This is a genomic window from Psychrobacillus sp. FSL K6-4615 (genome assembly GCF_038008225.1).
In the GTDB taxonomy this organism is placed as follows: Bacteria; Bacillota; Bacilli; order Bacillales_A; family Planococcaceae; genus Psychrobacillus; species Psychrobacillus psychrotolerans.
Genome location: NZ_JBBOYQ010000001.1, coordinates 3,113,785 through 3,136,610, shown reverse-complemented (window position 1 = coordinate 3,136,610; position 22,826 = coordinate 3,113,785). Strand labels below are relative to the sequence as shown.

Below are 22,826 nucleotides of genomic sequence, written 5' to 3'. Positions count from 1 at the left end.
AAAGCATTTTAATCGAATAATTACAGTTTCTCACCTTTCTTCTCAAAATACCAATGCAATCGAAACTCACAAATCTCCTTAGTCCATTCAAAAACAATCTCATTCACCGATTCCACCACATCGAAATTCAACTGAAAAAATCCATTTTCAAAAGTAATCTTCCCTTTAGAAGACCCACTCCATTTAGTCATAGGCATCCGCTCCATCAAAGAAGATACTTTCTTCATATCGGTATCAATGACATCAATCTTTCTTCTATATTCCTTCGCTGTTAAGTAATCGGCAAAGAAGGGAGCAACTTCCTCTGCTTTTACTGGTTTATGCCAATGATCTATACCTCTTGAAAGCATGTATTTCAGTAGGACCATTTTATAACTCTTGGTCATAGCCGTTTTTTCTACTTCTTCTAGCCAGTCTTTATACAGTTCAAAAGCCTCTAATTCTTGCTCATTTAATTCCCCAGATTCTTGTAGCATTCCTACATAAGAACCGAATTCTTTTTTGACATTGGTGGCGATAATTCCTGATTTTAGATGATAGTCTAGATAAGTTGGTCGTGATCCCATTTCTTCTTTCAGTCTGAAATATTCATAGATTAGTCGTTGTTTATGGGATGCTGCTTTTCTAGCCATTTCTTTGACTAGGTCGATAATTTCTGTTTCCAGATGAAAGGCACATAGCTCGGGTAAGGACGTTTGGATTGTTTTAAATTCGACTTTATCAGTTGAATACGGAGTAAACACTGTTAGTTTTGTATCTGCATTTCGGTAGTTACCTATCAAATCAATGATGATGCAGTGCGATTTTCCTTCTGCTAGGCGGAGTCCGCGACCTATTTGCTGGGTGAATATTGCAATGGATTCGGTCGGGCGTGCGAATAGAAGGGTATCTACTGTTGGAATGTCTACTCCTTCATTGAACAAATCTACTGTGAAAATGATATCGAGTTGTCCTGATTCCAGTTGTTTTCTAGCATTCATTCGTTCATTTCTTGGTGTGTTTCCATTCAATGCTATGGAACGGTAGCCAGCTTGTGTAAAATAATAACTTAGGAAGTTGGCTTGTCTAACAGTGGAGCAGAAACCGATTGTTCTTGTTTGTTTCTTGTCTATCCATGCCAGCAAAATTTTCTCAGCCATATCTTCTCTTAATTGAACCCGAGATAGTTCTTCCTCGTCATAGCCTGTTCCAATCCACCGAATTTTGGAGTAGTCTGTATCGTCGTAAACTCCGTAATAATGGAAGGGAGAGAGCCAGTTTCGCTGAATGGCATCGATAAAGTGGATGCGAATGGCGATGTTCCCATCACAGATGCTATAGACGTCTTTATTGTCTAAACGGTCAGGTGTTGCAGTAATGCCGAGTAGAAACTTTGGCTTGAAGTAGTCTAACAGTCGTTCATAGCTTGGAGCAGCTGCATGATGGAACTCGTCGATAACGATTAAGTCGAATGCATGTGGATCAAATTTTTCCAGATGGAATTTTTGAGAGAGTGTGTGTATGGATGCAAAGACGAAATCAGCATCCTTATTTTTCTCGATGGCATTATATAGTCCTGCTGTTTTTACTGGATGAACATGTAAGAAGGAGCCCTTTGCCTGGTTTAATATTTCCTCTCGGTGTGCAATAAATAACACTCGGTTGAATTGCTCCGCGAAGAAAGCAGCTAAATAAGTTTTTCCAAGGCCAGTTGCAAGGACCACCAGTGCTTTGTCGTATTCATCCTGCATTGTTTCTTGTAATGCATCTAGCGCCAATACCTGTGCTGGACGTGGAGTGAGTTTTGTCGTTTCTATTACATAGGGTTCCTCTTGTTCATAAACTGTTGAACCAGTGCTTATAGGACCAAACATAACTTCCTGCTCTTCCGTTTCGGTCCATTTTTGACTTAAAGGAACTGTAAGATTAGCTTGTTCATATGCAGTAGAATAGGTTTCAAGAGTTTCCTTATTCAATGCAATGGTATCTTCCGAATAAAACAGTTTCATAAATTCATCCGTTGCTTCCTCGAAAACTGGTCCACTCACTTCTGCAGGTGCATATAGATTCCACTCAATCCCTCTTTGTAGTGCAGAGGCAGATAGATTGGATGAGCCTACAATTAAATGATTCGTTATTTCTGAACGGAACAAATAAGCCTTCGGGTGAAAGGAGATGCCACTACTTTTATGTATTCGAATTTCTGCTCCAGGTAATTCCTGCAACAGCAATTCTAGTGCTTTGGGTTGCGTGATATATAAGTAATCACCAACCAATATTTTAACCTCGGTGTTGCTTGCTAGCGCTTCTCTTAATGAAGGTAGCACTAGCCTAACACCAGATTTCATCGCAAATGCAGTTACCCAGTAAATGCTAGATGCCTCAGTGGACAGCATGGTTAAATCTTGAATAAGATTCGACGTAATAAGCCGTAACTTATTCATCCTCCACCTCTATCAAATAAATCCCTTCTTCAAATCCACCTCGTTTTTCTTTCTTAGCATTTCGGATTTTCTCCAAATCCCCATAAGTTGCTTCATGAATAGGAAGTGCCGCATGAATTAATTCCAAAATGTCTGCTAGTTCCTCTAATGCATCTTGGTGATTCATCGTTTCTTGGAATTCCTGTACTTCTTCATATAGTTTTTTCTTTATTTCCGTTAAATGTTCGGAAGGATCTAGTGTACGAGTAGTGAATTTACTGCCTGATTTTTCGATGACTTGCGGTATTAAATCGCGTACTAGTTTGTTGTAGACTGGCATTGAGAATCCCCCTTTTTCTTTTATTATAGAGAAAACTGGGATTATTTGAAAGGTTAGAACTAGTGGGGTATCCTTCTCTGCTTTCTCATTTTTTTGAAAAAGTTTGTAAAAATATGAAAACAAAGAAAAAATATAGCGTATTTTGTATAATGGTAAGTAATAATCTAAAGGGGTGTTTTCATGCAAATACAACGTGGGCAGAAGGTTACATTAGAAAATACAACACAACTAGAATGTTTTGTACGATGGTCCACACCGAAAAAAGATATGGAGCTAGATATTTCTTCCTTTTTATTGCAAGCTGGTGATCGCTGCGAAAAGGATGAACATTTTATCTTTTATGGTCAACCACATAGTCCCGATAAATCAGTTAGCTATGCGAAAGGAACAATATTAGATGGCTCGATTACTATTCAGTTGAATACTGTTCCTGAAACAATTGAAAAAATAGCTATTGCCTTGACTATTCATGAAGGAGACGCGCAAAATTTACGTTTTCAAGAAGTAGAAAAGCTAGAGCTTCTTATAAGAGATGCTGCTACAGGCAATACTTTATATACTTATTCGTTTGGTGACGACTTGCAGCAGGAGACGGCCATAGTGGTAGGTGAGTTATATAGATATAAGGGGTATTGGAAATTTAGTGTGATTGGTAGTGGATTTAATGGAGGGCTGGAGGCATTATGCTTAAATTATGGTTTAGAGATTGAAAATAGCGAGAGTAGTATACAGAGTGATCCTACTCCACCTCCTATAGAAGCACCTAAAAAAGAAAAGCCAAACCTGGAGAAAATGAATATTAATCTGAAGAAAAAGGAATCCATATCGATAGCTAAGTCCAATAAAATTGTAGCCACTTTGGAGTGGCCGAATCGTAAAAAGGATTTAGATTTATATTGTTTTTATGTATTGAAAAATGGAGATACCGGAAAAGTGTATTACCGTTCAATGGGGAATGCGAACCAAAAGCCTTTTATTACGCTAGATGGTGATAGTAGGGGAGCAGGAAAAGAAACTATTGTCATACACGATCCCTCTAAATTAAAGTATGTATTGTTTGCGGCATATAGCGCAGTTAGCAATGGCATAGGTAGTTTCAAAAGTATGAAGGCGCAAGCTGTCGTTGATAACCAATTGGGTCAACGGATAACTAGCCCGTTATATGAAAAAAATCGTTTAGCTTACTGGGTAGCGATTGCCCATATTGACTTTACAGATGCCGATAATATTAATGTCAGTCACGTAGAGAGGTATTCAAAATCTGGTTCTGAACATTCTCCAGAGCTATATGCGGATGGCTTGTTTGAAATGGATCGTGGAGTAGTTGAGTTTAAATAATTTTTAATGCTGTATCCATTTGTGTGCGAAAGTTAGGATGATGGTGGAAAGTTGTGGGTAGGATATGCAGAGACTGTTCATATTAATGGGGATAACTTTATTCCTCCAAGGCTGTATGGCGATGAATATAGGAGAGGATGAGACGATGAACGAGCAATTATTCAAAGAAGTAGAAGGCAAAGAGATTGATAGAGTTAGAGGTTTGCTTGATAAAGGAGTAGATATCAATGCACAGGATATACAGGGGAGAACAGCAATCATGATTGCTACTTACGCAAATGACGTGGAAATGGTCAAGGTATTAATCGCTGAAGGTGCAGATGTAGATATTCAGGATAATATGCTTAATAACCCTTTTCTTTATGCAGGAGCAGAAGGATATATGGAAATCTTAAAGCTAATGATTGCAGCTGGAGCAGATCCAACGATCACTAATCGATATGGTGGAGTTGCACTCATCCCTGCTTCAGAACATGGGTATGTAGAGGTAGTGAACGAGCTTTTGACAAATACAAAGACTGACGTGAATCATGTGAATAATCTAGGGTGGACTGCTTTGCTCGAGGCTATCATTTTAAATGATGGATCTGAAAAACAGCAGCAAACGATTCGTTTATTAATCGAGCACGGAGCAGATGTAAATCTTGCAGATAAAGATGGGGTAACTCCGTTGGAACATGCTAGGGAAAAGGGATATAAAGAGATTGAAGAGATTTTGTTGGAAGCAGAGGCAAACTAATAAGCTAGGAATATTTTAAAGAGTATTATATATAATTTGGGACTCTCTAATAGCGCATGATAATATCATGGAATCAGAAAGATTCATAGAAAGAGGCTAAAACCTATGGAATGCAGAGTAATTGGTATGTGGGGAGGGTTCCCTAAAAAGAATGGCCCTTGCTCAGGGTATTTAATCCAGCACGAAGGATTTTCATTACTACTAGACTGTGGAAGTGGTGTCTTATCAGAGTTACAAAATTATATAGATTTAAATGATATAAATCATGTTATTTTAACTCACTACCATTATGATCATTTCAGTGATATTGGATCGTATTTATTCTCTAGGCTGGTAAATACACAGTTAGGTAGAGCTTCGGAAGAATTATGTGTTTATGGACCGGCAGACGATGGGATGCAAAAGCAAGTGGAGGCTGTTGCTTTTTCTCGTTTCACTTCATTTAATGAACAGAGTCAATTAGAAATCGGACCATTCACCTGTACATTTAAGCGAAATATTCATCCAGTAGAAACGTATAGCATAAAAATTGTATGTGACAGCAAAAGTATTGTGTTCACATCTGATACTAGCTTTACGCCAGGTTTAATAGATTTTGCTTCTAATAGCGATCTTCTTATTACGGAATGTAGTTTGTATGAAGGAATGGACGGGGAAGGTTCGGGACATATGACTTCCAAGGATGCCGGTATACTAGCGTATCAATCAAAAGCAAAAAGAGTGTTATTAACACATCTTCCGCACTACGGTGATTTGAACGATTTAGTAGTTAGTGCGATAAACCAAGGAAATAAACATATTGAGTTAGCAGAGTCAGGAATGTTAATAGAAATATAAAATTGGTAGAATGAATGCTCTTTGAAAAGTATTCGTTCTACCGGTTATTTGAATCTAATAGGAGTGCTTTTTTTATCCTCACCATTTTAAGACACATCATATAAACAGTTTGTAAAGGTTATAAGGTGAGGGTAACTGATAAAGAGACAAAGTTTATCGTGGAAACAATGGATACTGCGATCAAGAGTTACCCTTTTGGTCTTCCACTGAGTTAGGCCTTTGATACCTAGTATCGTCATGGAAAATAATATACTCAAAAGTATCGGGAAAAGTTAGCACATGTAGACTTCATTCCCACCGTGTGGATATGAAAAAAAGCCTGATTGGAAACAAGAAATTTGTCTCCAATCAGGCTTTTATTAAATTTTACCGTTTGCTAACCAAGGCATGAAGCCGTCTAAAAACCGCTCTGTAGCGGGCATGAAATAAGATCCAAAATGATAGTCAGGATCTAGTGTTGTGATAATCCATGTCCCATTTGTACTTACTTTGTCTACATAGAGTACTGCACCGCCGTCTTCGGTAGTGATCAGTTTTTGTGCACCTTCGACTGGCCAGAAGACACCATGTTGATGCCAAGTTGCATCTGCTAATGTTATGTAGTTAAACAAATCATAGCTTGGATCAACTAATACAAGTCCACTTTTAGCATCTTTTTCAAGCCACCACCAGAAGTTTGTTTCACGTTCTTCCCATTTTTGATGCGGTAGCCATTCCCACGGTTGTGGACCAAATGCTACAACAATTCCACCTGCACTCGCAAACTCGCTTATTTTTTCTTTTGCTTCAAATAAAAGGTTTCCGTGTAACTGCGAAGGAACTAAAAGCACTTCCACTCCTTCTAATGAAGCAGTCATAAAATCAGGAAAGTAAATTAAGTGATCTATATATTGTTTATATTTTGGCTCATTAAATGTGCGATAGTGGGAGGAATTTCCACTGTAAATAACTGCAATTTTCCTCATAAGTTGTTCCCACCTTTTTGTAGCTGCTCGTATTCATCATGAATCCACTGGAGAAGTTGTGCACTAATACGGTCTGTTGATCTATTTTGCATGCGAAGCCCAAATAAATCACGCCCAGCATGGCATAAAATTGTCCCGTTTGTAGAACAATGGTCAATATACGTCATTGGCACTTTGTCTGGGAATGTAAGTAACACATCTGCGCCGTAAGGTACTGGTGAATGTGTCACACGTGCAAAGAAGCCTGCAATACCTTTGTTGAAAGTCATATCATCCGGATGGACTCCAGCAAAAATCGGATGTTGTCTATCATTAACCACTTCATAATCTGTATGAGATTGAATAGTACGGGGGGTGAAAATAGGGCATCCTGGTAGCCACTCTTTAAATAGATGACCACAAAAGATGACAATTTTTCCCTCAGCCAAAAAATCTTCGATAATTGCCTTGTTTCTATATAAATGTTCTTGATCGGCAAAGTCGTGGACAACGATACATGTAAATGGAGCTAAATCTATTTCGGTCAAACGATATTGGTCAATTAATGTAAAGTTTTGATTGATAAATGAGTTCGTACGATTTTCTAAGCCGAATGCATGGCCGGGATCTAAATACAATATAGGATTAACTTGAGCCACAAAGAGCCCTCCAATCATTTCTATTGATACAATTGATAATAATTCTCATTCAATGAATGTTAACATAGATTAAGCGGTAAAAGCAATTGAAGAGGGACATTTTTTGTATACTAAAATAACAAAAATCTTACGAAATAATTCGGAATATTACGGCTTATGTGTAGCTTATTGACGTATAAGTTTTATTAGTATAAGTTATTAAATGTAATGAAAATCATTCTCAATTGAAGAAATGTGAGGAACAACATGAAAAGTAAATATAAGTATATATTAACTGCAGCCTCTTTAGCGTTATTACTAGCTGGATGTAGTGATTCTAATAATGAAGTAAGTAAAGATCTTGAACCTACAGCAGAAACAAAAATAATTGTAGATGAATTGAATAGAGAAGTAGAAATACCTGCAAAATTAGACCGCGTTGTTATGGGTAGTATTCTCCCTTATTTCTCGACTTGGTTTATCGCTACAAACTCAACAGAAGAGATTGTTGGGATTCATCCTAACTCATTTAACGCAGCTTCCCATTCTATTTTAAAAGACATTTCGCCAGCAATTTTGGATGCGAAAACAAACTTTATAGAAAATGGTGAAGTAAATATAGAAGAACTCTTATCATTAGACCCTCAAGTCTATTTTGAAATTGCAAGCCAAGAAAATACGGTGAAAAAATTAGAGGAAACTGGTATTGCTACAGTTGCTTTAGATACCAATACAGATTCTCTGAACCCATTAGATACGCTCAATCGTTGGTTAACCCTAACTGGAGAAATTACTGGTGTAACTGATCGTCCTGCAGAAATTATTGCTGAAGGTGAAGCAAACCAACAACTGATTAACGACACATTAGCAGAAGCAGACATTAAAGAGGAAGATAAACCACGTGTAATGGTCTTACAATATCATAGTGATGGAGAAATTTCCGTTGCAGGTACAAATATGCATGGTAACCGATGGCTAAACGCAACTGGTGGTATTGATGTTGCAGCAGATGATATTGACGGGATTAAAGCAGTTAATATGGAGCAAATCTACGAATGGAATCCGGACATTATTTACATTACAAACTTTACGGAAACGCAACCAGAAGACTTATATAACAATGTATTCGAAAGTCAGGACTGGAGCGAAGTAAAAGCAGTACAAGACAAGAAAGTCTATAAGATGCCATTAGGTATTTATCGTTGGTATCCGCCAAGTGGGGATGCACCATTGATGCTTAAATGGATGGCGCAACATAATTACCCAGAACTATTTTCGTATGATATGGATGAAGAGATTAAAGACTATTATAGCCGTTTCTATCATTATGAATTAACTGATGAACAAGTGGAAGAGATTCAAAATCCACCATCAGAAGCAGCAAAATATTAATATAAAGGTGTCCTTCAAATGAAGTCAAAGTTAATTAAAACATTACTGTGGACATTACCTCTAATAGTAGCGTTTATCTCGATTGGGATAGGGCGCTACCAAATTGATTTCATTGTTCAGCTGAAAATACTACTCTCACAGATTATTCCTATGGAACAAACGTGGACAAACATGGAAGAAACAGTTGTCATTAACGTTCGTTTACCTCGTATTCTTCTAGCAATGCTAATCGGGGGCGGGTTATCTATCGCCGGTGCAGCGTTTCAAGGGATGTTCTCGAATCCATTAGTTAGCCCAGACATTTTAGGTGTATCAGCAGGTGCTGGTTTTGGTGCATCAATAGGTATTTTACTTTTTGGAAATGGTTTAACGATGCAACTACTTGCATTAGGTATGGGGATGCTAGCTATCGGATTTACCTTTTTAATAGGTGGCGTAAAAAAGGATATGCCCATATTTATGCTTGTATTGGCAGGAGTTGTAACAAGTGCATTATTCCAAGCGCTAATTTCACTCGTGAAGTTTCTAGCAGATCCGGAAGAAAAGTTGCCTGCCATTACTTATTGGTTAATGGGTAGCCTTGGAACAGCAAGCTACGCCGATTTATATATTGGTGGTCCCCTTATTTTGATTGGTATATTGATCTTATATGTATTACGTTGGCGTCTAAATATTTTGTCGCTATCAGAAGAAGAAGCGACATCACTGGGTATTTCTGTTACAAAACTAAAATGGATGGTCATCTTAGGTGCAACATTAATCACGGCTGCAGCTGTTTCCATCGCGGGGATTATTGGCTGGATCGGTTTAATCATTCCTCATATAGCTCGTATGCTTGTCGGTAGTAATAACCAATATGTTCTGCCAGCATCTATTTCAATTGGAGCGGTTTACTTGCTCATTATTGATAACTTATCAAGAAGTTTAACTGCGGCAGAGATACCATTATCCATTTTGACGGCTATAATTGGAGCACCATTTTTCGCATACTTACTTCGTAAAACTGGAGGTGGCTGGAGTTGATCTTACAAGTCAAAGACGGCAATTATTCCTATACGAAAGCTAAAAAAGGTGAGACTCCTAATTTTTTATATACGAATGATATCAATTTTGAATTACATCCAGGAGAGATTTTATCGGTCCTTGGCCCAAATGGTGCAGGTAAAACGACCCTTTTGAAATGCATGATGGGTTTATTGAAATGGGGAAAAGGGTCAACCTTACTTGATGGTAAACCCCTTACGTCTCTAAACTCAAAAGATGTTTGGAAGAAAATCGGTTATGTACCACAGGCTTCTCAGATGACATTTAGCTATTCCATTTTGGAGTTAGTAACAATGGGACGTGCTATATATATACGTGCTTTTGCGCAACCTTCAAAAAAAGACCAGGAACTAGCACTAGAAGCGCTAGAATTAGTCGGCATTAAACACTTAGCCAATCAAGCTTGCACGGCTGTAAGCGGTGGAGAGTTACAACTCGCGTTAATAGCTAGAACACTAGTAGCAGAACCAGAAATCCTAGTATTAGATGAACCTGAATCTCATCTAGATATGCAAAAACAAAAAGTCATCTTGCAAACCATTAAAAAATTGGTAGAAGTAAAAGGACTGGCATGCATTATTAATACACATTATGCGAACCATGCATTCTATCTTGGCGATAAAGTATTAATGGTAGCGAAAGAACTACCGGTGATAACTGGTAACGTTTTTGACATCATGACAGAAGCTCATATTTTAAATTACTTCCAGATTGACGTGAAGCGACTCCGCAATGAAATAGATGGCCAGGTGTATGAAACGATGGTTCCTACTTATTTTGGCATAGAGAACAATGGTGACCTTTCAAAATAAAAACCAGATCAGAATTTCTGATCTGGTTTTTTTATGTTTACTTTAAACATATTTCAAGTTTTTCGTAGCTACCAGAGATAAGGGAGGGAATTGATGCTGTCGCTGTGTAAGAAACATTGAATTTCAGACTCCGACCTCTCATATGGGAAAACCGTGGCTTTTCGAAAGAAAAAATGGATTTGAGGTCTTGACCCAATTAGTGAAGTGACCACTTACACTAAATGTGTTTGTTTGGTATACGAAGCCGTTATATTCTCGTGCATTAACTGATTCGTATCTTAAGCAATCACCCCAAGTTAAGTCCACTTTCATAATTTCTCACTTTTAAGACAAGCTATAAAAAAGAGAAAGGTGATGGAATGGACAAAAATAATGGATTAGGTAGTTCGCAATATGAATAAACCCTTCGTACCACAGCTTGTTTATTTTGAGCCTAACGCACTGGATTATCCGCTTGGAATAGAACTAAAGGAAAAGTTCGAGAAAATGGGTATCGAAATCCGCTTTACTACTTCACACAATCAAATTCGGGATTTACCAGGTGAAACAGACGCTCAAAAATATCGCATCGCAAAATCTACATTAGTCGTAGGTATTCGGAAAACGTTAAAATTTGATACGTCCAAGCCGTCTGCTGAATATGCAATCCCACTTGCGACAGGATGTATGGGGCATTGTCATTATTGTTATTTACAAACGACGATGGGCAGTAAACCATATATTCGAACTTACGTGAACGTGGAGGAGATTTTCGAAGCAGCAGATCGTTATATTGAGGAACGTGCACCTGAGATTACTCGATTTGAAGCCGCATGTACATCCGATATTGTGGGGATTGACCATTTGACACATTCATTAAAAAGAGCCATTGAACATATTGGTCAAACAGAGCTAGGTAGGCTTCGTTTTGTAACCAAATTTCATTTTGTCGACCATTTATTAGATGCTAAACACAATGGGAATACGCGATTCCGATTTAGTATAAATGCCGACTATGTCATTAAAAATTTTGAGCCAGGCACTTCTCCTTTGGATAAAAGAATCGAGGCTGCTGGGAAAGTTGCAAGAGCAGGATACCCGCTTGGTTTTATCGTTGCTCCCATCTACCTTCATGATGGCTGGGAGGAAGGCTACCGTCACATGTTCGAACGACTAGACGAGGAATTGCCAAAAGATGCAAGAGATGATATTACCTTTGAATTCATCCAACATCGGTTCACAAAGCCTGCCAAAAAAGTAATTGAGAAAAACTATCCTAAGTCAAAATTAGAGTTGGATGAAGAAAAAAGACGCTATAAATGGGGCAAGTATGGAATTGGGAAATACATTTATCAAAAAGACGAAGAGGAGGATATAAAGTCTCATCTTTACGGCTATATGGATAAATACTTTCCGAATGCGAAGTTAGAGTATTTTACTTGAGATACTAAAAAAAGCGTAAAGCTCCAGGAGTGAAGGGGCTTTACGCTTTTTAATTGGGTCGTCTTGCGATTAGTGGAGATGAACTTGCGATTCTCCGTGTCGAACATGCGATTAGAAGGAGTTCCTTTGCTATTTTCCGGAAGTATCTTGTGATTCTCAATATCCACCTTGTGATTCGAAGCATCATACCAAATAAACGCAGAACGAATACCTCACTCCATCGCTTCATACATCTTCCTCAAAGCCTCAAATCGCTCCGTATCAAAGTCCTTCTGTCCACGCATAAATTTTTCTTTAAGATTGAAATAACATATCTCGAAATACTCATTGTTATGATGATGGATGAATGGGTTCATCACTTTCTCGAAAGGTCCATCTGCGAAGTAACGTTCCATTTTATCAACTGTGCGAATATTGATATCACGTGCCCGCATTTCATGCAATACCAGTTGAGTATAGGAAAACAAATCATCTTTTGAATAGTCATAAATATAATTGATCAAAATATGCCGGTCTTCCTTTGCATAAATACTATTCAACTCACGCCACTGTGCCAGTAGCTGGGATTTTGGCAAAACGCGAAGTAAACTTTGGTGCCATAAACGCAAAAAAATCATCTCCAGTTCAATCTGCTAAAATAATTTCATCTATGAGTTCATCCAACAGCCAGTCTTAATTTAATCAATGAACACTTTTACTTCCCTATTACAATAAAGTCAAAACAATAATAGGGGGCTATTTTATTAATAGTTCACCAAGGAATAAATTCGAGAACAGCTTTATCAAACGCTTTACTCCTATAGTACTACAAATCATTTGTAAGTATTATGTTCCTTTAAAATTAGACTCATAATCATGACTAATAGAATTACATCCGTGCAAACTAAGTATTAGTAGCTCTTGTAAGAAAGGATGTGTCCTATGGATTTTTTTCAGAGTCAGGAAACGCTTACTTCGATTGAGTGGGTATTGCGTGCCATTGTTGCATTTATCTTTTTAGTTATTGTAGCTAAAGTGATGGGTCAACGTGCCATCTCCCAATTAAGACTTTTAGATTTTGTTATGGCTTTGGTCATCGGAAATATTATTGCACACCCGTTATCTGATGAGAACCTTGGACTTAAAGGTTCTGTTATTACAACAATTGTATTGGTTTCCCTATATCTTTGTGGTATTTATCTGATCCTTAAATGGCCGTGGTTTAGAAGACTCGTAACACCTCCACCCATTAACCTTGTAAAAGATGGAGAAATCATTTATCAGGGATTAAAAAAGGCGAGAATATCTATTGATGTGTTATTGGAGGAGCTAAGAGAAGAAAAAGTAGAAGATGTAAAGAAAGTGGCATTAGCTATTTGGGAGGCTGATGGGAAAATTTCCGTATTCCTAGATCCAAAATATAATCCACTTACACCTGCAAATTATAAGTTAGCAACAGAGCCCTTTGATCTGCCAAAGATAATCATCAAGGATGGAAAATTGGAATTAAAAGAGTTAAAGCAAATCAATAAGGACGAGCAATGGGTAGCTTCAAACTTAAAAGTGCAATACCAGACAGAAATAAAAAATGTTTTGCTCGCTACTATTGATCAGAAAGAAAATTTGAAGGTTTTTTTGTATAAGTAACGGAAGGGATTTTTAGTTTCATTTTATAAAACAACGCCCAAAGACTTCTCCGGGGCGTTTGTTTATGCTGCAATCTATTTAGTGCATTGTCTTTATGAGTTCAAATAGCTTTAGTATACTCTCCGGAAATGTACGGTCTTTCATAGTACTTAAGTATACACTTCGACTTAGAAAATCACTGTGTACTTGGCGTGATATTAAGCTCTCGGATAAATGGTGGTTAACATATTGTTGGGGCAGTAGAGCAATTCCGAGCCCTTCTTCTACCAAAACTTTAATCATCTCAAATCTTTCTATTTTATATTGAATATGTGGTGTGATATTTTCTTGTTCAAATGCTTTTAATATTTGTGCACTCGTTTGAAATTCAGGCATTCCTATTATGAGGGATTCTTCCGCAAAGTCTACTAGCGTGATTTTCTCTTTTGTAGCAAAAGGATGATCTTTTTTAGTTAGCACGACGTACGGTTCGGTATACAATAATTCGCTTTTTATTTCCTGATCGACAATATGCTGGTTTGTAATAACACCATGTACATTTAAACCTAATAACGCTTGACGAACCGTTTGATTGTACAATGTATCGATTAACGTAATTTGGTTTTGTGGATATTGTTTTTGATAGGCAATAATTACTTGTGAAAACCAGTGATTTGCTGACTCAATCATGCCTAATCGAATTTCTAATTGCTCGCCTTTTGCTAACTCTTTTAACTCAGTATCCATTACTTCAAATTGAGCAAGTAAACTTTTTGAACGTTCATAGAATTGCTGGCCTAATTCGGTTAGTTGAAATTGTTTGGTTGTGCGCTCTATAAGTGGTGCATTTATTTCTAATTCTAAGGTTTTTATTGCATTGCTTAATGAAGGTTGAGATATATGTAGAGATTTTGCGGCTCTTGAAAAGCTTTGATATTTTACAGTGGCATTGAAGTAATACATCCTCCGTAAATCCATTTCGCACCTCATTTATAGTTTTAAACTATTATAATATAAAAAAATAGTATTTGTTATTATAAATACATATAAAATATAATGAAAATATGAATTTTTCAGTTTATAAGGAGACGAGCCTATTGTATAGAAAAACGGATGTGAGTATTTGGCAAGGGCGCATCGATCATGAGGTGGATTCGACCTACTTTCGTTATCATCAAATTGTTCAAGTCGAACCAACAACGGAGCATGGAATAATTGGCTTAGTAGGTTTTTCTTGTGATGAAGGTGTCCGGCGTAATAATGGACGTGTTGGTGCAAAGGATGCTCCTCTTGCTTTGCGTAAACAGTTGGCATCGTTACCATGGCGCAATCATATTCATACAAATTTTTTAATGGATTTTGGGGATATCGTTTGTGAGGGGCATGAACTAGAGCAGGCACAGCTGGAATTGGGAGATAAAGTTTCTGACATCCTAACAAATGGGAAGGCAATTGTACTTGGAGGTGGGCACGAAACGTTATATGGACAATATTTAGGGGTGCGTAAAGCAGTAGGGACAGAAGCTTCCATAGGTTTACTTAATATTGATGCGCACTTTGATATGCGTGCTTATGATGAACAAACCTCTTCTGGCACCATGTTTAAGCAAATTTTAGACGAGGATCCAAATGCACATTATTTCGTGTGTGGCATCCAACAATATGGGAACACTACGGCATTATTCAATACAGCAGCTCAATATAATGTGCATTACTTTTTAGATGAACAATTGGAATCACCTCAGTTTAACAAAGATTTAACAGATTTTATGAACGCCCATGATGTATTACTCGTTACTCTTTGTATGGATGTTTTAAATGCTGCTGAAGCTCCAGGTGTCAGTGCACCATCTCCATTTGGTTTATCCGCTATAAAAGTTCGAGACATTTTACGTCAGATGGTTTCGCATAAAAACACGGTAAGTTTTAGTATTTGTGAAGTGAATCCTTCGCTTGATATAAACAATCAAACAGCAAAATTGGGGGCTTACTTTATAAATGAAGTAATTATGAATAGCTTCGAATAAACAAAGGGGAATGTATATGGCTATAAATCAAATTACAACATTATGTCTCGCAGTAACATTATTCTTAGTCGGCACTTTTTTAGTTAAAAGGGTAGGCTTTTTAAATCGATTTTGTATTCCAGCACCCGTTGTAGGAGGCTTACTATTCGCAATTCTAGCAACGATTTTAAAGGGTTTAGACCTAATCGAGATTACGTTAGATACTTCACTACAATCTATTTTCATGATTACCTTCTTTACAACTATCGGACTTGGTGCGAGTTTCAAACTTGTTAAATTAGGTGGAAAATTATTAGTAATCTATTGGTTAGCTTGTGGATTCTTAGCCTTAATGCAAAATGTAATTGGTGTTTCTTTAGCTAAATTAATGGATCTTCATCCATTGATCGGCGTTATGGCAGGGGCTGTATCTATGGAAGGGGGACATGGTGCGGCTGCAGCTTTTGGGGAAACAATTGAAGGGTTAGGAGTACCATCCGCAGTATCAATAGGGATGGCTGCAGCTACATGTGGACTAGTAGCTGGTGGACTTGTTGGTGGTCCTGTTATCGGCTACTTGATCCGTAAATTTGACTTAAAGCCATCTTCTGAAGAAACAGAAGCATACGTTGAAAAATCACAACATCCGATTACAGACAAATCATTCATGATGCAAGTTTTCTTAATCACTTTCTGTATGGCAGTTGGTACATATGTAGGCGAATGGTTCTCTACTATAACAGGATTTGTTTTACCTGGTTATGTAGGTGCTATGTTCATAGCAGTAATCGTTCGTAATTTGGTAGATCGCATCAAGCCTGAACTAATCAATATGAGAGAAATAAATTTAATCGGTGATATTTCCCTTGGTATTTTCCTATCAATGGCATTGATGAGCATAAAGCTATGGGAAATTGCAGACTTAGCGTTACCGTTATTTATCATCGTGTTAGTACAAGTAATCTTCATCGTACTATTCGCTGTGTTCGTCCTTTTCCGGTTGCTTGGAAAAAACTACGATGCAGCAATTATGGTATCGGGTTTCCTTGGACATGGTCTAGGTGCAACGCCTAACGCAATGGCTAATATGTCTGCAGTAGTTTCGAAATTTGGTCCATCACGGAAAGCATTCCTAATCGTACCGATTGTAGGAGCATTCTTAATAGATGTTTTCGGTATGCCAATTATTATTACAACTATTAACCTCTTTAAATAGAATACTGGGCATAGAAAAGCGCAAACCCTTGAATTCCAGGGCTTGCGCTTTTTCGTCCCTGTGTAAGAAACATTCGCGTTGGTTTGAACAAACGTGAATGTTTGAACTTTCATGTTTGTTTGCTACACTGGGAACCAATCGATTAAGGCAAGGAAATAGAAAACACCTCTTCGATGAAGAGGTGTTTTTCAGTATTATAAGTAATTTTTCATCCATTCTTGGAAGTTGGCGATTACTGTATCAATAAACTCAACTGTTGCTTGGTCTGTTAATTCACCATTGTCATTGAATTTAGTATGCGCTGCTCCAACGTATACTTCGTTCATCGGAAGTAAAGGTGAATTTAAACCACTTGCGAATAGAATATCACGTAGATGCATTTGTGCTTTTACCGTACCCATAGCACCCATAGAAGCACCCATAATCATAGATGGTTTTCCAGTCATAACTTTATCTACACGACTCATCCAGTCAATAGCGTTTCCTAAAACACCTGGAATCGTAGAGTTATATTCGGGTGTTATCCAAAGAACAGCGTCGGCTGCTTTCACTTTTGCTTTAAAGTCTAATACTTCCTGTGGTGCATCTAGCTCGATATCTTGGTTATACATTGGAATCGGTTTTAAATCTAAGATCTCTAGCTCAAACTTCTCTGCATAACGTGTTTGTAGATGTTTTGCTAGTTTCAAATTCAATGAATCTTCTCGGATACTTCCTACAATTGCTACTAATTTCATGATGTGTTCCCTCCAAAGTTCTAGTTAGTGGAAATTTGTGATTTCCATTTTAAGTGTGTGTGACTGCTAGTCGTTAATAGTTACACATTATAAGAAGCAGACTCTTTATATTGTGTCATTTTTTCAACTTTAGTCCTTTGTTAGTATAGGAGGTTACTAAAAGTAAGTCAAAGAATTTGGCTCGCTGCTATATACAATACGTCTTCGCGACAAATATACTGTTGATCCTTAAAGCTAGTGGTTTATTTAAAATGCACAATAAGGAGTTAGGATATATTCACCACTCACTTATTGTGTTGTCCTATTTTACTAAGGCTTCGTGTGAAAATTTCCAAGCTTATAATGGTAAACTCATAGAAACTGTTCTTAACTTAAATCCTATGCTTTCATAAAGTTTAATAGCTTGATTTCCTGCAAATGCACTAAGACGAACTTCAGAGTATCCATTTAATCTTAGCTGGTCAATGGCTGTTCTCATTAACAGTTTGGAAACTCCATTCCCTCTAAATTCTTCTTTAACAAATAACTCATAAATAAATCCATTCATCTTATCAGTAAATTGGTCTTTACTCTCCCCTAAAAGAATCCACCCAATTATTTTACCGTTCTCTGTTGCTATTAAATAATAGCTCCCCTTTTCTAATAGTGGTTCCATAAGACTTTTTACTTTTTCAATTGTAGGTTTTACTTCACCCAATGTTCCGTCAAATACGGCTTGTGGAGAAAGTAAAAGAACCTCTTTAAGTTCGGAATCACTAGGTCTTCTTATATCCATTAATAGAGTCATTCCTTTCAAAGTTCTTTGATATATTCTAACATAATATTCCAGATATCTATTTCTACTAATTTAACTAACCTGTCATTTTAGTTCAATTTAAACCACAGGAATAACGAAAAAAGTGATACTGGCTGTGTATTATGTCCAACCAATACCACTATTAATTTACTGGTTAATAATATAGAAAACATTTGTCCAAGCTCTTCCGAAATGTCCTGAGTTTTCTTATTATGAAAGGGCTGGAATTCGAACTGTTAAAGTGGTGCCTTCTCCTAAAACACTATCAATAGTGATTCCATATTTGTTGCCGAAATAATATCGGATTTGTTCGTGTACATTTTTAAGTCCGATATGTTCTTCGGTTAACGTGTTAGATGATTCTTCTAGGTAATCTCGCAATTGCTGAACTTGTTCTGGATTAATACCCACTCCGTTATCTTGAATCTTAATAAGTAGGTCTTTGCCTGAAAAGGTAGAAGAAAGTTCTAGCGTGCCTTGTCCAAGCATCGGTTCTAAACCATGAATAATTGCATTCTCCACTAGGGGCTGTAGCGAAAAATGTACGATGTGTATGGAGTTACTATGTGGTGCTAAGTTTTCGATATACTGTATTTTGTCCCCAAATCGCATTTGTTGCACTTGTATATATAAGCGAATATGTGTGAGTTCTTCTTCCAATGTGATAGTTTCTTTTCCACTTTGTATAGTGATGCGGAATAACTGTCCCAGGAGTCCAATCATTTCTGCAATATCTCGTTGTTTGTTGATGACCGCCTTCATTTGAATTGATTCGAGGGCGTTTGCTAAAAAGTGTGGATTGACCTGACTTTTAAGAGCACGATAATGTGCTAGTTGTTGTTGGGCTTTGAGATAAGAAGCTCGTTCAATATAATTCTTTAGGTTAGTAGTCATTTTACTAATCCCTTGATATAAAACCCCGAATTCATCTTGACGTTCACTAGTTAAGTTAACATTGAATTGTCCACTTCCAATTTTTTTTACTTGCTTACTTAAAAAGATAATAGGTTTCGTCACACGTGAATATAAGATCACCATAAACAACATAGCCATAGCTATGGAGAAGAGTGCTAACCATAAAATAACCTGACGAAGGATATCTGCATGCTTCGTCATTTCTTGTTCCTCAATATATTGTATAACTGTCCATCCGGAGTATGGAGAAGTAACATAGTTAAAGAAAGAGTTAACTTCATTTACTTCGGCATAGAAGCTTCCGTTATCTGTTTGCGTATCTGATATTGCTTGCTGAACAGGTGTTTTAAATTTTTTGTTAGAGTTAACCTGATTTAAATCAGAAGCATAAATAATCTTGCCAACGTCATCCATAATAACGAAGTTTCGATTGCTATTCTCTGATAGGTTTAAGATATTGCGGAGTGAATCTAAACGGATATCGATTAGTAGAACACCTAAAGGATTCCTAGTACCACTTTTGTTAATGACCCTTGCGATAGAAATAACAGATTCACTAGAGTTAGGACGATGAAAGGGTTGGTGGGTTCCAAATAATACTCTTTTTCCTTTTTGGGCCACCGTTTGTTTATACCATTCCTCGCTTGAAAGGTTACTAACATCGTAAACAGCTCTTTTAAAGCTCGAGTAAAATACACGATTATCTAAAAAGATTTGTACACTGTCTACATTATCAATGGTCATTTCAATACTGCTGATGAAATGTTCAATGGCATTTTCGTATTCTAGACTTTGAACATAGTCCTTGTCGGAGTCCGTTTTCCCCCAGTTTTCTAATGCATTTTGAAGATTACTATCCATATGAGCTGTTAAAGCTCCAATTTCCACACTCCGCAAATATTGATCGAAATTAAATGATAAATTATTGAGAATCAGGTTCGAACTATTTTGATATTCACTTTTTGCTGATTGTATAGAGAAGATATATATAATAACGGATAAAATTAGCAACGGTATGGTAATTGTTATAATCATTAGACTGAAAATTTGATAGTTAACATGTTTAAACTGACATATTTGAAAGAGTCGTTTTAGTTGTTTCATCACATTATATCCTTAATTGTTTTCGGTATTCCGTAGGTGTCATTTGCGAAATACTTTTAAATAATTTTACGAAGTGTTTATAGCTTTTATAGCCACACATAAGTGACACGTCATTGATGGAGTATTTGGATTCTTTTAGACATTCTAGCGCATAGCGAATTCTGATTTCGCTTACAAAGGTCATATAGTTCATATTGAGTTTTGTTTTAAATAACCGACTTAAATACGATGGATTATAAAAGAAATGATCCGCAACCATATTGAGTGTTAACTCTTGGTTAATATGCTTTTTTATATAGGATTCAATTTTTTTGAACAGTTGAAGATCCTCTTGAGAAAGCGTTTCCATTCTATTCAAAATGAGAGAGGAATCCAGTATATTTTGCGTGCTCTCTATAGTTTCTGGGGATCCTAATTGCTTCTTACGGATTTTTTCTATGCACTCCACAATTACTGAAAAACTCTTGTCATACTGTAATGGTTTGAGTAAATAATCGTGTACCCCGCCGTAGTGAATAGCTTTTTGTGCATATTCAAATTCGCTATGCCCAGTTAAAATAATGAATATGGCGTCAGGTAACTTTGGTCGTAGATGACCAATCATTTCAAGTCCATCCATTACGGGCATTCGAATATCTGTAATGATTAGGTGAGGTAATTCGATTAAAGCTGTATCTACTCCATCTTTGCCATTCTCTGCTTCCACAATGGTTTCAACCCCTAATTCCTTCCAATCAAAATATTGCTTTAAGCCAGAACGTATGACAGGTTCATCTTCAACTATCATTAATTTGTACATCATATTCCCCCAAAATGATTTAATAGTAGTTGTTATAGAAGACGTTTAGACATTTTTCTATGCCATTTTTTCCTAGTGTACATGATAAAGTAGAATTTCCCAATAGGTAATTATATGAGCATTCAGATAATTTTATATATTTAGAGTGTATATGTCAGAATGGGAGTATGAATGTAAAATAAGAGGGATTGTAGATAGAGCTCTATAACCCTATGATAAAAACAGGTAATGAAAGCGCTTACCGATATTTTCAGATTCATAATAGGGGGGATACTATGCAAGGTTCAAAGAGAAGGTTCATTTTGTTTATCGCAATTGCATTTGTTGTATCAATGTTCTTGGCAGCTTGTAGTGAGGATGCCGGTGAAAAAGAAAAAGATGATTCTACAAAAGTTCCAGCTTCTAGTGACGCAAAATCAGTAGAAATAACATGGTGGAATTTTCCCAACTTCCAGGCTTTAGATGGAGAAGTAGGGAAGTATGAAGAAGGAATTATAGCAGCTTTCCAGGAGAAAAATCCGGATATTAAAGTGAATTTAGAAATGCTAACTTTTGAAGGTGGTCCGGAAAAGCTTAACGTGGCTATTGCTACAAATACAGCGCCAGACGTAATTTACGATGCTCCTGGAAGAATTATTGACTGGGGTAAAAAAGATTTACTTGCACCGTTAAATGACATGATGCCAGAAGAGGTAATGAGTGATATTTCTCCAGCTTTGTTAAAGCTATCGATGGTTGGGGAGGAAGTATTCATGTACCCATTCAATACAGGACCATTCATGATGGCAGTAAATAAAACATTGTTTGAGGAAATTGGAGAACTTGATTTATTGCCTTTAGATCGACCAGATCGTACTTGGACTGTCGAAGAATATGAAAAAGCTCTAAATGCAGTGAAAGAAAAAGCGCCAGATATTATTCCTTCTGGGTTTTATGCAAAGAGTGTTGCAGGTGATCAAGGAACACGAGGTTACATTACGAACTTAGGTGGAAGTAGATTTTTAAATGAGGATTATAGCGAAGTAGCGATTAATTCAGCTGCTGGTGTAAAAGGACTTGAGTGGGTTGTGCAAGCTTCTAAAGATGGATTAGTAGCACCGGGTGCAGCTTCACTTGAAGCAGGAGATCATAATGATTTGTTCCTACAAGGGAAAATGGCATTTGCTATTAACTATTCTGCTGTACTAAAATCACTATTTGCTCCAAATAAAACAGAAGACTTTGAAGATGTATTATTACCTTATCCAACTCCAGATGGATCAGATCCAAAGCTTGAGCCGTTTCTTGGAGGGTTAGCTGTATTTAACAATGAAGATGACAAAAAGGTAGAGGCTTCTAAGAAATTAATCGACTTTATCGTGAATGATCCAGAATGGGGCGAAAAGAACCTTATTCAAACTGGAGGATTGTCAGCGCGTAACTCCGTAACAGGGATATACGAAGGGTCTGAATATGACTACTCAGAGTTAGCACGTAAATTTATAACAGATCCTCCAACTACTGCAGATGGTTATGCTGAAATCCGTACTTTCTGGTTCCCTGCGCTGCAAGAAGCAATTCTTGAAACGAAAACACCGAAAGAAGCATTAGATGAGTTTGCGGAAAAAGCGAATGCAACGATTGAAAAAGCAAAATCTGCAAAATAGTATTACCGATATTACACAGCAGCATGAATAGATGGAAAAGGAGCAGCATCATAGATGTCTTGCTCCTTTCTAAAAAGAAAAATTAGTCAAAAGC

General features: G+C 37.1%; 21 protein-coding genes. 11 read left to right on the top strand and 10 right to left on the bottom strand.

The features are described from left to right. Positions 1-20 precede the first annotated feature (20 nt). Both MKX53_RS15660 and MKX53_RS15655 read right to left on the bottom strand, forming a co-directional pair. The gene (locus MKX53_RS15660) at positions 21-2,423 is read right to left on the bottom strand and encodes a DEAD/DEAH box helicase family protein (protein WP_340912446.1); all 2,403 of its coding nucleotides are present in this window, start codon (positions 2,421-2,423) and stop codon (positions 21-23) included. Then, positions 2,416-2,742 (bottom strand): nucleoside triphosphate pyrophosphohydrolase, encoded by a 327-nt coding sequence (locus tag MKX53_RS15655; protein ID WP_340912445.1) that lies wholly within the window; start codon positions 2,740-2,742, stop codon positions 2,416-2,418. Before MKX53_RS15655 ends, MKX53_RS15660 begins: the two co-directional genes overlap by 8 nt. A 180-nt stretch (positions 2,743-2,922) precedes the next feature. Here MKX53_RS15655 and MKX53_RS15650 point away from each other — a divergent pair, with 180 nt between their 5' ends. The 3 genes from MKX53_RS15650 (at position 2,923) to MKX53_RS15640 (ending at position 5,656) form a co-directional block, all read left to right on the top strand. Next, positions 2,923-4,080, top strand: coding sequence for a TerD family protein (locus MKX53_RS15650; protein WP_340912443.1), 1,158 nt, complete (start codon positions 2,923-2,925; stop codon positions 4,078-4,080). Between the two features lie 121 nt (positions 4,081-4,201). Next, complete coding sequence (locus MKX53_RS15645; protein ID WP_340912441.1) at positions 4,202-4,819, top strand: ankyrin repeat domain-containing protein; 618 nt, start codon at positions 4,202-4,204, stop codon at positions 4,817-4,819. Positions 4,820-4,924: 105 nt separating this feature from the next. Next, complete coding sequence (locus tag MKX53_RS15640; protein WP_340912438.1) at positions 4,925-5,656, top strand: MBL fold metallo-hydrolase; 732 nt, start codon at positions 4,925-4,927, stop codon at positions 5,654-5,656. A gap of 359 nt (positions 5,657-6,015) precedes the next feature. Here MKX53_RS15640 and MKX53_RS15635 read toward each other — a convergent pair whose 3' ends face one another. Both MKX53_RS15635 and MKX53_RS15630 read right to left on the bottom strand, forming a co-directional pair. Continuing rightward, the gene (locus MKX53_RS15635; protein ID WP_340912436.1) at positions 6,016-6,621 is read right to left on the bottom strand and encodes a hypothetical protein; all 606 of its coding nucleotides are present in this window, start codon (positions 6,619-6,621) and stop codon (positions 6,016-6,018) included. Then, complete coding sequence (locus MKX53_RS15630; RefSeq protein WP_340912435.1) at positions 6,618-7,259, bottom strand: phosphate starvation-inducible protein PhoH; 642 nt, start codon at positions 7,257-7,259, stop codon at positions 6,618-6,620. Before MKX53_RS15630 ends, MKX53_RS15635 begins: the two co-directional genes overlap by 4 nt. Positions 7,260-7,505: 246 nt before the next feature. Here MKX53_RS15630 and MKX53_RS15625 point away from each other — a divergent pair, with 246 nt between their 5' ends. From MKX53_RS15625 to splB, 4 genes are all read left to right on the top strand, one after another. Then, positions 7,506-8,630 carry an ABC transporter substrate-binding protein gene (locus MKX53_RS15625; protein WP_340912434.1) on the top strand — a complete coding sequence of 375 codons (1,125 nt, stop codon included), beginning with the start codon at positions 7,506-7,508 and terminating at the stop codon, positions 8,628-8,630. Between the two features lie 18 nt (positions 8,631-8,648). Further along, entirely contained in the window at positions 8,649-9,653 is a 1,005-nt protein-coding gene (locus MKX53_RS15620; RefSeq protein ID WP_340912432.1) for a FecCD family ABC transporter permease, read from the top strand. Further along, positions 9,650-10,486, top strand: a complete 837-nt coding sequence (locus MKX53_RS15615; protein WP_340912428.1) for an ABC transporter ATP-binding protein — start codon at positions 9,650-9,652, stop codon at positions 10,484-10,486. Before MKX53_RS15620 ends, MKX53_RS15615 begins: the two co-directional genes overlap by 4 nt. A gap of 393 nt (positions 10,487-10,879) precedes the next feature. Further along, entirely contained in the window at positions 10,880-11,908 is a 1,029-nt protein-coding gene (gene splB, locus MKX53_RS15610; protein WP_340912425.1) for a spore photoproduct lyase, read from the top strand. A gap of 212 nt (positions 11,909-12,120) precedes the next feature. Here splB and MKX53_RS15605 read toward each other — a convergent pair whose 3' ends face one another. Then, positions 12,121-12,516 carry a pyrimidine dimer DNA glycosylase/endonuclease V gene (locus tag MKX53_RS15605; RefSeq protein ID WP_340912423.1) on the bottom strand — a complete coding sequence of 132 codons (396 nt, stop codon included), beginning with the start codon at positions 12,514-12,516 and terminating at the stop codon, positions 12,121-12,123. A 313-nt stretch (positions 12,517-12,829) separates the two neighbouring features. Between MKX53_RS15605 and MKX53_RS15600 the strand changes: the two genes are divergently transcribed. Next, positions 12,830-13,534 carry a DUF421 domain-containing protein gene (locus MKX53_RS15600; RefSeq protein ID WP_340912421.1) on the top strand — a complete coding sequence of 235 codons (705 nt, stop codon included), beginning with the start codon at positions 12,830-12,832 and terminating at the stop codon, positions 13,532-13,534. Between the two features lie 78 nt (positions 13,535-13,612). On the opposite strand, the gene MKX53_RS15595 is transcribed toward MKX53_RS15600, so the two are convergent. Next, positions 13,613-14,491 carry a LysR family transcriptional regulator gene (locus MKX53_RS15595; protein WP_340912419.1) on the bottom strand — a complete coding sequence of 293 codons (879 nt, stop codon included), beginning with the start codon at positions 14,489-14,491 and terminating at the stop codon, positions 13,613-13,615. A 119-nt stretch (positions 14,492-14,610) separates the two neighbouring features. On the opposite strand from MKX53_RS15595, the gene hutG reads away from it, so the two are divergent. Beyond that, positions 14,611-15,540 carry a formimidoylglutamase gene (gene hutG, locus MKX53_RS15590; protein ID WP_340912417.1) on the top strand — a complete coding sequence of 310 codons (930 nt, stop codon included), beginning with the start codon at positions 14,611-14,613 and terminating at the stop codon, positions 15,538-15,540. Between the two features lie 10 nt (positions 15,541-15,550). Beyond that, on the top strand, positions 15,551-16,735 hold the full coding sequence (gene gltS / locus MKX53_RS15585; RefSeq protein ID WP_340912415.1) for a sodium/glutamate symporter: 1,185 nt from the start codon (positions 15,551-15,553) through the stop codon (positions 16,733-16,735). A gap of 194 nt (positions 16,736-16,929) precedes the next feature. Here the strand turns inward: gltS and MKX53_RS15580 are convergent, their stop codons facing one another. From MKX53_RS15580 to MKX53_RS15565, 4 genes are all read right to left on the bottom strand, one after another. Then, entirely contained in the window at positions 16,930-17,472 is a 543-nt protein-coding gene (locus MKX53_RS15580) for an NADPH-dependent FMN reductase (protein ID WP_340831535.1), read from the bottom strand. Positions 17,473-17,809: 337 nt separating this feature from the next. After that, entirely contained in the window at positions 17,810-18,247 is a 438-nt protein-coding gene (locus tag MKX53_RS15575) for a GNAT family N-acetyltransferase (protein WP_340912413.1), read from the bottom strand. Between the two features lie 231 nt (positions 18,248-18,478). Next, entirely contained in the window at positions 18,479-20,287 is a 1,809-nt protein-coding gene (locus tag MKX53_RS15570; RefSeq protein ID WP_340912411.1) for a cache domain-containing sensor histidine kinase, read from the bottom strand. Between the two features lie 4 nt (positions 20,288-20,291). Beyond that, the gene (locus tag MKX53_RS15565; RefSeq protein ID WP_340912408.1) at positions 20,292-21,089 is read right to left on the bottom strand and encodes a response regulator transcription factor; all 798 of its coding nucleotides are present in this window, start codon (positions 21,087-21,089) and stop codon (positions 20,292-20,294) included. 272 nt (positions 21,090-21,361) lie between these two features. Between MKX53_RS15565 and MKX53_RS15560 the strand changes: the two genes are divergently transcribed. Further along, positions 21,362-22,732, top strand: a complete 1,371-nt coding sequence (locus MKX53_RS15560; RefSeq protein WP_340912404.1) for an ABC transporter substrate-binding protein — start codon at positions 21,362-21,364, stop codon at positions 22,730-22,732. Positions 22,733-22,826 lie beyond the last annotated feature (94 nt).

Coding starts and splice junctions, on each gene's coding strand:
- MKX53_RS15575 (WP_340912413.1), bottom strand. CDS start 18,247: ATGGATATAAGAAGACCTAGTGATTCCGAACTTAAAGAGGTTCTTTTA.
- MKX53_RS15660 (WP_340912446.1), bottom strand. CDS start 2,423: ATGAATAAGTTACGGCTTATTACGTCGAATCTTATTCAAGATTTAACC.
- MKX53_RS15580 (WP_340831535.1), bottom strand. CDS start 17,472: ATGAAATTAGTAGCAATTGTAGGAAGTATCCGAGAAGATTCATTGAAT.
- MKX53_RS15600 (WP_340912421.1), top strand. CDS start 12,830: ATGGATTTTTTTCAGAGTCAGGAAACGCTTACTTCGATTGAGTGGGTA.
- MKX53_RS15595 (WP_340912419.1), bottom strand. CDS start 14,491: ATGGATTTACGGAGGATGTATTACTTCAATGCCACTGTAAAATATCAA.
- MKX53_RS15625 (WP_340912434.1), top strand. CDS start 7,506: ATGAAAAGTAAATATAAGTATATATTAACTGCAGCCTCTTTAGCGTTA.
- MKX53_RS15560 (WP_340912404.1), top strand. CDS start 21,362: ATGCAAGGTTCAAAGAGAAGGTTCATTTTGTTTATCGCAATTGCATTT.
- MKX53_RS15620 (WP_340912432.1), top strand. CDS start 8,649: ATGAAGTCAAAGTTAATTAAAACATTACTGTGGACATTACCTCTAATA.
- MKX53_RS15645 (WP_340912441.1), top strand. CDS start 4,202: ATGAATATAGGAGAGGATGAGACGATGAACGAGCAATTATTCAAAGAA.
- MKX53_RS15635 (WP_340912436.1), bottom strand. CDS start 6,621: ATGAGGAAAATTGCAGTTATTTACAGTGGAAATTCCTCCCACTATCGC.
- MKX53_RS15655 (WP_340912445.1), bottom strand. CDS start 2,742: ATGCCAGTCTACAACAAACTAGTACGCGATTTAATACCGCAAGTCATC.
- MKX53_RS15565 (WP_340912408.1), bottom strand. CDS start 21,089: ATGATGTACAAATTAATGATAGTTGAAGATGAACCTGTCATACGTTCT.
- splB (WP_340912425.1), top strand. CDS start 10,880: ATGAATAAACCCTTCGTACCACAGCTTGTTTATTTTGAGCCTAACGCA.
- MKX53_RS15640 (WP_340912438.1), top strand. CDS start 4,925: ATGGAATGCAGAGTAATTGGTATGTGGGGAGGGTTCCCTAAAAAGAAT.
- MKX53_RS15570 (WP_340912411.1), bottom strand. CDS start 20,287: ATGAAACAACTAAAACGACTCTTTCAAATATGTCAGTTTAAACATGTT.
- MKX53_RS15650 (WP_340912443.1), top strand. CDS start 2,923: ATGCAAATACAACGTGGGCAGAAGGTTACATTAGAAAATACAACACAA.
- gltS (WP_340912415.1), top strand. CDS start 15,551: ATGTATATGGCTATAAATCAAATTACAACATTATGTCTCGCAGTAACA.